At 67.5% G+C, this 12,878-nt stretch carries 14 protein-coding genes; 10 read left to right on the forward strand and 4 right to left on the reverse strand.

The window, feature by feature from the left end:
• Window positions 1-110: 110 nt before the first annotated feature.
• Together BLU38_RS16370 and BLU38_RS16375 are read left to right on the forward strand one after the other, a co-directional pair.
• The gene (locus BLU38_RS16370) at window positions 111-896 is read left to right on the forward strand and encodes a GntR family transcriptional regulator (RefSeq protein ID WP_231919879.1); all 786 of its coding nucleotides are present in this window, start codon (window positions 111-113) and stop codon (window positions 894-896) included.
• Window positions 896-1,549: an FMN-binding negative transcriptional regulator gene (locus BLU38_RS16375; protein ID WP_091526499.1), complete on the forward strand. Its 654-nt coding sequence runs from the start codon at window positions 896-898 to the stop codon at window positions 1,547-1,549. Before BLU38_RS16370 ends, BLU38_RS16375 begins: the two co-directional genes overlap by 1 nt.
• Before the next feature lie 54 nt (window positions 1,550-1,603).
• Here the strand turns inward: BLU38_RS16375 and BLU38_RS16380 are convergent, their stop codons facing one another.
• Both BLU38_RS16380 and BLU38_RS16385 read right to left on the reverse strand, forming a co-directional pair.
• Window positions 1,604-2,524, reverse strand: coding sequence for an AraC family transcriptional regulator (locus BLU38_RS16380; RefSeq protein WP_091526501.1), 921 nt, complete (start codon window positions 2,522-2,524; stop codon window positions 1,604-1,606).
• Between the two features lie 47 nt (window positions 2,525-2,571).
• Window positions 2,572-3,381, reverse strand: a complete 810-nt coding sequence (locus BLU38_RS16385) for a phytanoyl-CoA dioxygenase family protein (RefSeq protein WP_091526503.1) — start codon at window positions 3,379-3,381, stop codon at window positions 2,572-2,574.
• A gap of 189 nt (window positions 3,382-3,570) precedes the next feature.
• Between BLU38_RS16385 and BLU38_RS16390 the strand changes: the two genes are divergently transcribed.
• Window positions 3,571-4,620: an SAM-dependent methyltransferase gene (locus tag BLU38_RS16390; RefSeq protein ID WP_091526505.1), complete on the forward strand. Its 1,050-nt coding sequence runs from the start codon at window positions 3,571-3,573 to the stop codon at window positions 4,618-4,620.
• 19 nt (window positions 4,621-4,639) lie between these two features.
• Here BLU38_RS16390 and BLU38_RS16395 read toward each other — a convergent pair whose 3' ends face one another.
• Window positions 4,640-5,290, reverse strand: coding sequence for an MBL fold metallo-hydrolase (locus BLU38_RS16395; RefSeq protein ID WP_091526508.1), 651 nt, complete (start codon window positions 5,288-5,290; stop codon window positions 4,640-4,642).
• Between the two features lie 107 nt (window positions 5,291-5,397).
• On the opposite strand from BLU38_RS16395, the gene BLU38_RS16400 reads away from it, so the two are divergent.
• From BLU38_RS16400 to BLU38_RS16410, 3 genes are read left to right on the forward strand one after another with little or no spacing between them, the layout of a single operon-like run.
• Complete coding sequence (locus BLU38_RS16400; RefSeq protein ID WP_197679744.1) at window positions 5,398-5,817, forward strand: MarR family winged helix-turn-helix transcriptional regulator; 420 nt, start codon at window positions 5,398-5,400, stop codon at window positions 5,815-5,817.
• 22 nt (window positions 5,818-5,839) lie between these two features.
• On the forward strand, window positions 5,840-6,379 hold the full coding sequence (locus BLU38_RS16405) for a hypothetical protein (protein WP_157683510.1): 540 nt from the start codon (window positions 5,840-5,842) through the stop codon (window positions 6,377-6,379).
• Between the two features lie 52 nt (window positions 6,380-6,431).
• Complete coding sequence (locus tag BLU38_RS16410; RefSeq protein ID WP_091526512.1) at window positions 6,432-7,376, forward strand: hypothetical protein; 945 nt, start codon at window positions 6,432-6,434, stop codon at window positions 7,374-7,376.
• Window positions 7,377-7,380: 4 nt separating this feature from the next.
• On the opposite strand, the gene BLU38_RS31775 is transcribed toward BLU38_RS16410, so the two are convergent.
• A complete protein-coding gene (locus BLU38_RS31775) occupies window positions 7,381-8,370 on the reverse strand; it encodes a LuxR C-terminal-related transcriptional regulator (protein WP_231919880.1) in 990 nt (329 codons plus the stop codon).
• A gap of 273 nt (window positions 8,371-8,643) precedes the next feature.
• On the opposite strand from BLU38_RS31775, the gene BLU38_RS16420 reads away from it, so the two are divergent.
• From BLU38_RS16420 to fbaA, 4 genes are all read left to right on the forward strand, one after another.
• A complete protein-coding gene (locus BLU38_RS16420; protein ID WP_091526514.1) occupies window positions 8,644-9,654 on the forward strand; it encodes a peptidoglycan-binding protein in 1,011 nt (336 codons plus the stop codon).
• Window positions 9,655-9,712: 58 nt separating this feature from the next.
• Window positions 9,713-10,738, forward strand: a complete 1,026-nt coding sequence (locus BLU38_RS16425; RefSeq protein WP_091526516.1) for a peptidoglycan-binding domain-containing protein — start codon at window positions 9,713-9,715, stop codon at window positions 10,736-10,738.
• Between the two features lie 46 nt (window positions 10,739-10,784).
• Window positions 10,785-11,606, forward strand: coding sequence for a peptidoglycan-binding domain-containing protein (locus BLU38_RS16430; protein ID WP_091526518.1), 822 nt, complete (start codon window positions 10,785-10,787; stop codon window positions 11,604-11,606).
• A gap of 243 nt (window positions 11,607-11,849) precedes the next feature.
• Entirely contained in the window at window positions 11,850-12,875 is a 1,026-nt protein-coding gene (gene fbaA / locus BLU38_RS16435; RefSeq protein WP_091526520.1) for a class II fructose-bisphosphate aldolase, read from the forward strand.
• Window positions 12,876-12,878 lie beyond the last annotated feature (3 nt).

Genomic DNA, 12,878 nt, shown 5'->3' on the forward strand with positions numbered 1-12,878 from the left:
CGGATCGACACACGAGCGGGTGATCGACGGGATGCGGGATCGACCGACAGATCACACGGCAGGGCAATCGGCAGGGAAATCGGCAGGGAATCGGACAGGGCAGGAGTGGAGTGCCGGACGACGTTCAGGTGAGCGGGCTGGGTGGATTCGTCGAGCGTTATCGCATCGACCGCCCGGTCGGTGCGGCGACGACCAAACGCGCCCAGGTCCGCGGGATCCTGGAGCAGCTGATCGACGCCGAGTTGCATCCCGGTGACGCCATCCCGTCCGAACGCGCCCTGGTCACCCGACTCGGCGTCAGTCGGGTCACGATCCGACAGGCGATCGCCGACCTGGTCGAAGCCGGTGCCCTGGAAAGGGTGCACGGCAAGGGCACCTACGTGACCGGACCGCAGGTCGACTCCCGGCTGCATCTGACCTCGTTCTCCCGCGAGATGCGTGATCGCGGCCTGTCACCGGCGACCGTCGTGTTGTCGGCTGCGGAGGAACTGGCCTCCGACGATGTCGCCTATGCGTTGCGGATCCGACCCAATCGTCCGGTGGTCCGGGTCGAGCGGTTGCGCACCGCCGACGGCACCCCGATGGCCTACGAGGTCGGCTACTACCCGTCGGCACTGTTCCCCGGCCTGCTGAACCGCGAACTCGGTTCGCTCTATGACGTCTTCGCCAGTGAGTACGGCGTCGTCGTCACCAGTGGAGAACAGACGGTCCGGGCCGAATCGGCCGATGCCAACCAGGCTCGGATCCTGGGCATCGCCAAGCGTGCACCGCTGTTGGTCCAGGAACGGGTCACCTACGCCGGCGAACGGGTGATCGAGATGGCCAGTTCGGCCTACCGAGCCGACCGCTACCGGATCCACATGGCCATCACGCCCCGCGGCGCACGAGAGAACTGATGTACGTCCCACGCCATTTCGGCGCCACCGATGATCAACTCGGCGGCCTGTTGTCGGCACCGATCGCCGGTGACCTGATCACCCCGACCGCCGACGGCCTGCAGGCGACCCTGCTGCCCTGGCTGCACCTGCCCGGAACCGAACCGGCCGACGGGACGGGTGGCGGATTCGGTGTCCTGCAAGGGCATCTGGCACGCAACAACCCGCACTGGCAGCTGGAGCCGGCCGGTGAATCCCTGGTGATCTTGAAGGGACCGGACGCCTACATCTCGCCGCGTTGGTATGCCAGCAAGGCCGAGCACGGCCGCGTCGTCCCGACCTGGAACTACCTGACCGCGCACGTGTACGGCAACCTCGTCGTGCACGACGAGGTGTCCTGGCTCGATGATCTTGTGCACAGGCTCAGTGACGTCCACGAAGCCGGCCACGACGACGCCGGCGAGCCGTGGCGGGTCGACGACGCCCCGGAGAAGTTCGTCAACGGACAGCTGCGGGCGATCGTCGGTGTGGAGTTGATCATCACCCGGATCGAGGCCAAGGCCAAGCTCAGCCAGAACCGGCCGGCCGCCGATGCCGACGGCGTGATCACCGGGCTGACCGAACGCGGCGATCTGGACAGCGCCGGCGCCGTACGGGATGCCCGCGGGCACTGACCGGAACGGTCCGGGTGGAACCGGACCGCCCGCGTCGTGCAGTGGCCTGCGCCGTCAGGCGCCCGAGTCGTCGCGCAGGTGCAGGGTGCCACCGTTGCGGCGGAACGAACGTGGCGGTTGACCGTACTGTCGGCCGAAGGCGGTGATGAACGGGCGCGGCTGCGGATAGCCGCACCGGCGGGCGATCTCGGTCACGCTCTGGTCGCCGTTCAGCAGCAGATCTGCCGCATGCTCCAACCGGAACCGACGCAGCGCTCCCATCAACGTGTCACCGGTCTGAGCGGAGTAGAGCCGCTCGGCGTGCCGCTGCGACAGATGCACCTCGGCTGCCACGTCGCGGACCGAGATCGGCAGCGCAAGGTTGTCCAGCAGATAGCGTTCCATCACCGAGACCAGCACCGACGGCCGATCCTCCGCCGGGGATTCGATCGCAAGATCATCTTCGTCGGCGAACGACCGGGCGGTCTCGACCACCAACCGGGCGCCGAGGGACTGCAGGGTCGCCTGCTGGCCGGAACGCGGTCGGTCCAGTTCCGCGGTGAGGTCGGTGAGCACGGCGGGCAGCCGACCCAGTTGGTCGGAGACATACGGGCGATCGGTCCGGGTCAGACCGCTCCACCAGCCGGGCCGGGCCGGTGTCGCACCACGACCGGGGACCAGAGTAAAACCCCAGAAGGCGATCCCCAGCGGTGCCGTCGGGTCGGCGATGATCTGATGCAGGTCGCCCGGCCGGGCGACGAAGACCGTACCGGCATCGATCGACCAGTGTTGATCACCGACGTCGAAGGTGCCTGCTCCGGCATAGGCCAGACACACCTCGTAGAACGAATGGGTGTGCCAGTAGTTGCGCCAGACATTCGGTCGGTAGAAGCCCCAACTGACGAAGTCGACCCCGAAGCCGTCGACGGTGCAACGGTCGAGCCGCCCGGCCAGTTCAACCAGCCGGGCGGCGTCGGCGACCGCTTCGGATCCCACCGTCGATCAGCGGTGGGAGATCGGTGACACGATGTCGGTGGACCGGACTATCGGGCGGCCTGGCGGCCGGTCGGATCGATCCCGGTCAACATCATGCCTTGTCCCAAGGAATGGTTGTGGGCATCGGTGAGCGGCGGATCGGCCGGGTCGCGGAACTGCACCAGCCAGGTGGTCCGGGCCTCGTCGCTGACGTTCACACCGGAGCCGTGCACGGTCAGGCAGCTGAAGAACAACACGTCCCCGGCCTTGGCCGGCTGCGGGATCGCGTCGTCGAAGGGCACATCGGGCAGGTGGAAGCTGCCCGTCGGGTCGTGTTCCCGCGGACCGTCGGCGTGACTGCCGGGGATGACCCGTACGCAGCCCTTCTCCTCCGGTGCGTCGTCGAAGTGGAAGATCGCCGCCGCGACCCGGTTGTGGGTGTGCGGGAAGAACGGATGATCTTGGTGCAACGGGAACGGCGAACCGTTCTCCGGCGGCTTGACGAAGAGCTTGGTGTGGTGCAGTTGCACATTCGGCGTGCCGAGCACCGCGGCGGCGACCTTGGTGAAGCGCGGGTCGGTCAGCAGCCGGCTGTAGGCGGCGTCGTAGAACTGTGCGTCATGCAGGTGTTTCAGGCTGGTCGCCTGCCCCATCGACACCTCCGAGGCCGAGGCCCAGGTCGGGTCGTCGGGCCGGTTCAACCGGGCCAGCAGATCGTGGCTGGTCTGTCGATAGGAGGCGGCCTCCTCGGCGGTCAGCAGCCCCGGGATCAGCACGAACCCGTTACGTCGGTAGTCGTCGGCGAGCTGATCAAGTCGGGCCTGGTCGGCCGGTTCGGCTGCCGTGCTGGTCGGCTCGTCAGCGGTGCGGGTGGTCATCGTCACGGTCCTTCGTCGGAGTGAATATGCGGTCTGACGTCAGATGACGACAGTACTGTTGCTGAGCCGTCAGGGCATCCGTCAGGCAGACGAGGATGTTCGCCAAACGGACATCTTCGGATGGTCGGACCTCGCCTCGTCACGGCGTAACTTTGGGCCGACAACAAAACTCAGAGTGAAGAGCTGCCGATGCCCAACGATCAAGATCAGAACAATCAGAGCGAGCGGATCCACCAGGACAACGAGTACGACCAGAGCATCGACGGGTTGCAGGCCGCGTTGACGGCCCGGGCCACGGTGCGCGGCTGGGCCGAAGGGCAGCAGATCCTCGAGCTCGTCCGGGCGTCGCACCGGGCCGGATGGCTGGATCTGCTGCATCGCGAGACCACCGCCGCAGAGATGGCAGCGGCGGTAACTGCGCCGGCCGCTCGCGTCGAGGCGGTTCTGCGGACGCTCACCGCGGCCGGTGTCGTGGAGGGATCCGACCCGTATCGGCTCGCCGCCGGCTTCGACGCGCTGGTCGCCGGTGCATCGGGTGTCGAGCTGACCGCAGTGCTGGGCGCGGTGGACCTGGAACGGGATCGGGCCGGGCGGGCGGTCTGCACCGACAGCATCGAACCCGACGGTGAACAAGCTCTCGCACTGGCGCGCGACTGGGGCGTGCGCGCGACTGCCGGGTCGCGTCAGCTGTACGACCTCGTCTACCAGGCAGTGCCTGCTTATCGCGAGCGGCTGGCCGCCGGCGGACCGCTGATCGACGCGGGCAGCGGAGTCGGTGGTGCGCTGCTGACCACGCTGACCATGTTCGACACCCTGCGCGCCGTCGGTGTCGAGTTCGTGCCCGAGGTCGCCGCCGAGCTCCGATCCCGGGCCGAGGCGGCAGGTGTCGGTGACCGGGTCGAGATCCGGGCCGTCGACGCCCGCAGCCTGAGCGACGTGGAGACCTTTGCGGTCGCCTTCTGGGCCCACGAGTTCTTCGCCGCCGAGGCGCGAGCCGAGACGCTCGCGGCGCTCTTTCGTGCGCTGCAGCCGGGTGGGCTGATCCTGATGCAGGAGCTCTTCCCGCCCGAGCAGCAGACGACGAGGGCCGCGCTCGATCGGCTGTTCTTCGAGCAGCAGCGTTCGGTCTTCTGCCGGTCCGCCAAAGAGTTGGCCGAGGAGGCCCAGGCGGCCGGGTTCGGCCGTCCCGAGATCATCGTCAGCCCGGTGGGCCGGCTGGTGACCCTGCAGCGCCCGTGAAGCCGCCGCGCCCGTCGCGTCAGCCGGCCGAACCGATCGATGTCGATGCGCCGGGGGCGAGCCTCCGGTACGGGCTGCCGGTGCCGGGGCCGCTGGCGTCCAACAGCCCGGCGACCATCGTTGTGCCGACGTCGTTGAGTGCGCCGTCGTGGACGGCGATGACCTGGTGAGGGTGCACGGCGCGGACGTAGTCGATCAACTGCCCCGTCGTCGACCACGGTCCGTGTACCGGCAACAGCAGCGTGTCGACGGCAGTGTCGGGCACGGTCAGGGCGTCGCCCGGATGGAACACCGTGCCGTCGATCAGAAATCCGATGTTGATCATGCGCGGCATATCGGGGTGAATGGCCGCGTGCCAGGTGCCGTGCACCGTGATGTCCAATCCGGCGACGCCGAAGGCGTCTCCGTCGCCGACGACATGCACCCGCCCGCCGGAGCCGGAGAGCTCGGCGGCCACAGCGGCATTGGTCCAGACCTGCAGTCGCGGATTCTGTCCGAGGGCCTCTCGCAAGGCGCCTTCGGAGAAGTGATCGAAGTGTTCGTGGGTGATCAGGGCCGCGTCGGCATCGTCGAGTGCGTGCGGGTCGGTCAGCCCTCCCGGATCGATCACCAAGGCCCCGTCCGAGGACTCGATGCGGACGCAGGCGTGGCCGTATTTCGTGAGCTGCATGATTCACTTTCAGGTCGTCAACAAGGTAACTAAACTGTACAACTAAACTGTATAACTATTCCTGCCCGAGCCGGCATCCGCGCTGCTCACGACGTTAGGCTGATGATGTGGACGACACACTGGCCGAGGATCTGCGGCAGGCGATCGGCGCTCTCGTGCGTGCGGTCCGTGCGGTCGATTCGATGCCCGGCGGTGAGGCGGCAGTCCTGGGCTACCTCGATCGCGACGGGCCACAGACCACCGCCGACCTGGCGCAGCGTCGCAGGGTGAGTCACCAGTCGGTGGCGAAATCGGTCAAGGATCTGATCGACGCCGGGCTGGTGTCGGCAACCGCACATCCCGAGGACGGCCGCAAGGTGCTGCTCCGCATCACCGCAGCCGGACGCAGAACGCTGCGCCAGCAGCGTGATCACCGCAGCGCTTCGCTGCACACGGCGATCGACGACGTGCTGACCGCTCGCGAGCAGCGACAGCTGCGGGAATGCACGCGGCTGCTGAATCGGCTCACCGATCACCTGAACCGTTGACGGCGCCGGGACAATGGGGACCGTGAGCCAGCAGGACAGTGAAGAACTCGTCGTCCCCTATGACGCCCAGGCCGCTCAGGACCGGGTGCAGCGGTGGCAACGGATGGTGCGCAGCAGGCTGATCAGCCTCGGCCTCAGCGTCGTCCTGCTGATTGTCATCTTCGTTTGGCAGCGGGATCGGCTGATGGCCAATCCGGGCCCCACCTTTGCCGTCTACGGGGTGGTGTTGCTGATCGGGATCGGCTGGCTGGTCGGGACGTTGATCGCGCTCCGAGCCGCTCGCCGGGCCGCGGCCGGTGTCGGGTCCGGTGTGGCGCTGCGGGTCAACCGCCGCGGCGTCGAGATCGCCGGCCAACAGGTCGGCTGGCACCAGCTGGCTTCGCTCGGCACCACCAAGGGCAGCTGGCCGGTCGGCCCGGAGCTGCGGGTGCGGAGGAACGACGGCGCCGAGGTCGCGGTGCCACTGGAGCAGTTGGCGATCCGACCGGCGACGTTGGACGGTACGGTGCGTGCCTACTCCGGCGGCCGGTTCGGCGTCGACCTCGAAGCCCTCGACATCTGATCGACCCGGATTTGAGCGATCCGGGCTCCCGCGACCTCCCCATGACCAGCCCATGACCGCCGTCGGCGACCGGACGAGTCGCGGGATGTCGGATGCCGTCGCCGCCGCGATCGCGGTGCTGCCGCAGTTGCCGGGTGTCTACCGCTTCTCCGACGGCTCCGGCCGGGTGCTCTACATCGGCCGGGCGACCCAACTGCGCAACCGGGTGCGTTCCTACTGGGGCGATCTGGGCGACCGTGCCCATCTGGCGTCGATGGTCCGCCGGATCGCCAGCATCGAAGCGGTGGTCTGCGCCTCCGTGCACGAGGGCGCCTGGCTGGAACGCAATCTGATCGCTGCCCGCAAACCGCCCTGGAATCGCGGGCTCGGTGGCGCCGAGGTGGAGGTGTATCTCCGGTTGCGGGACGGCGATCTGGAGGTGGTGCACACTCCGGACCCGGCCGACGGGGCCCGCCGGTTCGGTCCCTACCTGGGCGGTGTCCGGACCCGCTGCGCCGTCGACGGGCTGCACCGGCTGTTCCCGATCCGGTACGCCTCGGCGGCGGCCGGCACCGAACGCGGGATGGCCGAGGCACTGGGGATCGGACAGGGTGATCGCGACGGCATGGTCCGCGCGCTGACCGCCGTTCTGCAGCGGCGACCGGCAGCGGTGCGGCGGGCGCGGCGGACGCTGATCGCGCGGCGTGATCAACTGGCCGCCGTGCAGTCCTACGAGGCGGCGGCCGGCGTCCAGGCCGAACTCGAGGCGATCGAATGGATCTGCGCCGAACAGAACGTCTGCCTGCTGGAGCCGCAGGACCACGACCTGGTCGGCTGGGCCGGTGGCCGGGAGGTTCACTTCGGGATGCGGGCCGGTCGGATCACGTCCTGGACTGCGCAGGAATGTCCCCTCGAGCAGAGCCGTCCGGCGATCGAGGCGACCCCGATGCGCTGGCGGGAGTTCACCCGCCGCAACGCCGAGCTCGCCGCGGCCCTGTCGGCGGTCGGCGGCACCTGATCGCTCAGACGTCCCGGTCGGCCAATGATCGGGAGCCGAGAACCCACGGCAGTTCGGCCCGCTGGCGGATGCCGAGCTTGCGCAGGATGCTGCCGACGTGGGCCTTGACCGTCTTCTCCGAGATCATCAGATGGCGGGCCAGAGCGGCGTTGCTCATCGAGTCCTGAGCGATCAGCTCGGCGATCTCCCGTTCGCGGGCCGTCAGCGGGTCGGTGCGATCGACGGCCGCCGCAAGGTTCGGGTCGGGGGACTTGGCGACCATCACCGCCAGCTCCGCGCCGCCGCTCATGCATTCGGCTCTGATCCGCCGCAGCTCGGCGACGAGCTGCTCGCTGGTCAGCTCCGGTGCCCGTTCGATGAGCGGGCCGATGATCTCGCTGACGTCTTCCAGTCGTTCGATCGCCGCGGTCAGGATCTCCAGCGGACTGCTCGCGCGACCGGTGTCCAGCTCCGGATGATCCCGGTAGAGCCGGGACCGTGGCTCGGGGTGTGATCCGACGCCGAGTGAGACTGTCAGCGCGCCGGCCAGCCATTCCATCGCGGTCACGAACTGGTCGTCGAAGGCGTCCGGCTGTTTGGACTGGACGTTGAGCAGACCGATCACCGTCCGGTCGTCGCTGTCGAACATCGGGACCACGACGACGTCCTGGCTCTGCCCCTGGGTGCCGAGCGGCACACCGGCATGCAGCAGTCGGCCGTCGTCCTCGGCGTAGCGGTAGGGCTTGGCCGTGGCCCGGACCCAGTGCGCCAATCGGCCCTCGCCGAATTCGACGGTGTCGGCGATCCGGTCGACGCCATCGTCGAAGAGGTACGGCATCACCAGCGTGGTGTCGCCCCGGTAGAGGCCGACGTAGAAGGTGTCGACCGGAGCCAGTGCGGCCAGGGCACGTCGGACGACCGCGCACATCTCGTGGACGTCGTCGGGTGGCACCGAGCGCAACCGGCGGTCGGCCTCGCGGAGCGCGGCGGTCAGGTCGGTCAGTTCTGCTTCCACGGTCGGGTCCCTTCGACTGCAGCCCGCCGGTCATGGCGCCGTCGGAGTCTGTCTCACAACGGTACGCCTATTGCGGGGAGATCATCGGCGCTTAGACCTAGGACTCTCAGCCTCAGAACTTCCGACTAAGTCGTAGTCAGGGTCCCTGTCGTACGCCTTTAGCGTGATTCTCGGTTGAGGTCCTAGGACTTAAACGGACGTTGCTAGGACTTCGACCCCACTGACGATCACGTACCAACCTCATCGAAGTCACCCGAAGGGAAAGCCAAGATCATGAAGCTTCGCAGACTCGTGACTGCGGCCGTCGCGGCCGCCGCCTGTGCACTGACCCCTGTCGCGGCCGCCCATGCCGACAACGCGGCGCCGGTGCGGACCGACCACCAGGTCACCGCCGCCGCGGTCACCGCCCCGTCGATGTCGGTGACCGCGTCATCGCCGTACTCCAACATCAGGGCGACCCAGTTCCTGTTGAATGCCTGGGGTGTGCCGACGTCGGCCGACGGCAAGTTCGGCCCGAAGACCACGGCGTCGATCAAGTCCTATCAGGCCAAGCACGGATTGGCCGTCGACGGCTCGGCCGGGCCGAAGACCATGACGTCGCTGACCTCGACCACCGGCTTCGCCGGATCGCCGAATGTGAACACGACCAAGGCGGTCCAGCAGTTGTTGGTCAAGCTCGGTTACAAGATCAGCGTCGACGGCTCGTTCGGTCCGGCGACGACCTCGGCGGTGAAGAGCTGGCAGTCCAAGATCAAGGTGTCACAGACCGGCCGGGTCGACGCGACGACCTGGGCGTTCCTGTTCTCCCCGCCGCCGCCTCCGCCGGGCAGCTGGAAGAAGTGCTCGGACTCGATCGACAGCACGAACCGCAAGGGGCTGCCGTCCTCGCAGACCACGTCTGTGCAGTCCGACATCCGGGTCGCCAGCTGCCTGGCACCGAGTGTCCGGTCGATGATCGCCTCGGCCCGTAGCGCTGGCATCTCCCTGCACGCCAACAGTTCCTACCGCAGCCACCAGAGCCAGATCTCGCTGCGCCGACAGAACTGCGGGACGAGCTACTACGACATCTACCAGAAGCCGGCATCGCAGTGCTCCCCGAACACCGCCATTCCCGGTACGTCGATCCACGAGTACGGCCTGGCGATCGACTTCAACGTGTCCAGCAGCTCCACCTACAACTGGCTGATCAAGAACGGCCCGAAGTACGGCTTCTACCGGACGGTCGCCAGCGAGCGCTGGCACTTCGACACCAAGCAGAAGCCGCTCGGCTCGATCTACGGCTGACCGTCCGCCCGATCGACGCCTGTCATCTCCAGACCCACGCCAGGAAGGTTCACTCATCATGATCAAGAACTCACGTCTCATCACCGCGGCGATCAGCATCACGCTCGCCGGTGCAGCCCTCGGATCGGCCGCCGGGACCGCGACGGCCGATCCGGTTCCGGAGCCGAAATCCACCGCATCGGTTTCCTCGTCGGCCAAGCACGTGCCGGCGACCGAGATGTCCAAGGCCCAGGTCGCCGCCGCCGGCGGGACCTACGCCTCGGTCGCCGACGACGGCGTGCTGCAGCGGCTGGACGGGGTCGCCGACGCTCGCAAGATCAACGGCACCCTCCGCCTCGCGCTGTTCGAGACGGCCTGGGTCGAGTCGCGGGCGAACAACCTGCCCTGGGGCGACCGGGACTCACTCGGTGTCTTCCAGCAGCGTCCGTCGATGGGCTGGGGCTCGGCGGCCCAGGTCCAGGACCCGGTCTACGCCGCCAACAAGTTCCTCGACGGGACCAGTGATCACGCCGGCGCGATCAAGGTCCAGCAGCGGCACCCCTCCTACCCGTCCGGGACGATCGCCCAGAAGGTCCAGGGATCGGCCTTCCCGACCCGCTACCAGGAGGCGGCCGGCACCGCGAAGGCGCTGGTGGCCCGTGCCGACGGCATCCGCAACGGCACTGTCAAGGCCGGCAGCTACAACTGGCCGATGGTCCAGGCGGGGGAGAAGAACGACCGCGTGATGGGCATCCAGTTGCTGCTCCGGGCGCACGGCTACTCACTGGCCGCCGACGGCTCGTTCGGCCCGGGAACCAAGTCCACCGTCCAGGCCTTTCAGAAGAAGAGCGGGCTGGCCGCCGACGGTGTCGTGGGCCCGAACACCTGGAAGAAGCTGATCATCGGCGTGCCCGGTGGCAACAGTTGGGCGGTCAAGGCGGCCCAGGTGCAGCTGAAGGCCAGCGGCTACACCGTCAACACCGACGGCCGCTACACCCAGACCACCAAGAACGCCGTTGCGTCCTTCCGCAGGAACTACCGGTTGCCGGCAGGAACCATTGTCGACACAGCGGTCTGGAACACGCTGATCGCGATGCACCTCTGAACGACCTCGCGCTCCGACACCGAAGCTGATCAAGGAAACCACGATCATGTCCCTCATCCGAACCTTGCAACGGGCCGTCGCCGTCGTCGGCGTCACCCTGATCGCCGGCGCACTACTGATCGCCGGCCAGACACCAGCGGCACAGGCCGCGACCCCCGCGCCGAGCGTCTCCCTGAACGCCCCGAGTTGCCCCTACAACATGGACTCGAAGATGGAGCCGTACGTCAACGGGTGCGTCGTCCGGCTGCAGAATCTGCTGAAGACCAAGGCGAGCGCCGCCCTGACCGTCGACGGCTCCTTCGGCCCGCTCACCAGGACCGCGGTGATCAACTGGCAGAAGTCGCAGGGGCTGACCGCCGACGGCGTCGTCGGGCCGGCGACCAAGAAGTCGCTCGGCGAGACCGTGCCGACCGACCACTCGGCCGTCGGCGGCGCGATCGGCCGCAACGAGGCCTACGCGCGGGGCGCGAACTGGATCTACGCCCGGGTCCCGTACAGCATGTCGAAGTACTACCCGGACGCGTACGGCAAGTCCTATCGGACCGACTGCTCGGGCTTCGTGTCCCAGTCGTGGCACCTGTCCAGCTCGCTGACCACGAAATCACTTCCGAGTGTGAGCAATCGGCTGGGTTCGGCCTCGGAGCTGAAGCTGGGCGACGTCCTGATCCGGCAGGCCGGCGTCAACGGCCATCAGTACGGTCACGTGGTGATGTTCATCAAGTGGGCCACGGCCGACAAGAGTTCGATGGTGATCTATCAGCAGTCCCTGTACTCCGGCGCCGAGGGTGCCAACGTCAAGACCTACCCGACCAGCCACTACACCGGCGACGGGTACCTGCCCTACCGCTACCGCAACATCACCGGGTAGCACCCCCGGAATCACACCGATGGTCACGCGCCCATCCTCGGGGTGGGCGCGTGATCGTTCTCCGGTGCCGGGTGAGCCTGTGGTGGACAGGTCGCCTCGGCGGCCCGGTGTCCGCGGCGGGCGGCCGGATCGCGTCCGGGGCAGAAGAAGTGAAAGACTGGGACGACCAGAACCGTCGCAGGAACACTGTCGGACTCGGGTCGACGACGCCCGAGTTGTAGCAAAGCACCGAAGGGACCTTTCATGCCGATTGCAACACCCGAGGTTTACGGCGAGATGATCGACCGGGCCAAGGCCGGTTCGTTCGCCTACCCGGCGATCAACGTCACCTCGTCGCAGACCGTGAATGCCGCGCTGCAGGGATTCACCGAGGCCGGCTCCGACGGCATCATCCAGGTTTCCACCGGTGGTGCCGAATACGCCTCCGGGCCGACGGTGAAGAACATGGTGACCGGCGCGGTCGCGCTCGCGGAGTATGCCCACACGGTTGCCGAGAACTACCCGGTCAACATCGCCGTGCACACCGACCACTGCCCCAAGGACAAGCTGGACGGCTATGTCCGGCCACTGCTGAAGATCTCCGCCGACAGGGTCAAGGCCGGCCAGAATCCGCTGTTCCAGTCGCACATGTGGGACGGCTCGGCGGTGCCGCTGGAGGAAAACCTGTCGATCGCCGGTGAGCTGCTCGAGTTGAGCGCCGCAGCCAAGATCATCCTGGAGATCGAGGTCGGCGTCGTCGGCGGCGAAGAGGACGGCGTCAGCAACGAGATCAACGACAAGCTCTACACCACCGTTGCCGACGGGCTGCGCACCATCGAGGTGCTCGGCGCCGGGGAGAAGGGGCGCTACATCACTGCCCTCACCTTCGGTAACGTGCACGGCGTCTACAAGCCGGGCTCGGTCAAGCTGCGTCCCGAGGTGCTGAAGGACATCCAGGACGAGGTCGGCAAGAAGATCGGCAAGGACAAGCCGTTCGACCTGGTCTTCCACGGCGGCTCCGGCTCCACCCTGGAAGAGATCCGGGCAGCGGTCGACTACGGCGTGATCAAGATGAACATCGACACCGACACCCAGTACGCCTTCACCCGGCCGGCTGCCGACCACATGTTCAGCCAGTACAACGGTGTGCTCAAGATCGACGGTGAGGTGGGCAACAAGAAGGCCTACGACCCGCGCGCCTGGGGCAAGCTCGCCGAAGCCGGGATGGCTCAGCGGATCGTGACCGCCTGCGAGGATCTGCGCAGCACGGGCACGTCGCCGAACGCCTGATCA

This window comes from Microlunatus soli (assembly GCF_900105385.1).
Lineage (GTDB): Bacteria > Actinomycetota > Actinomycetes > Propionibacteriales > Propionibacteriaceae > Microlunatus > Microlunatus soli.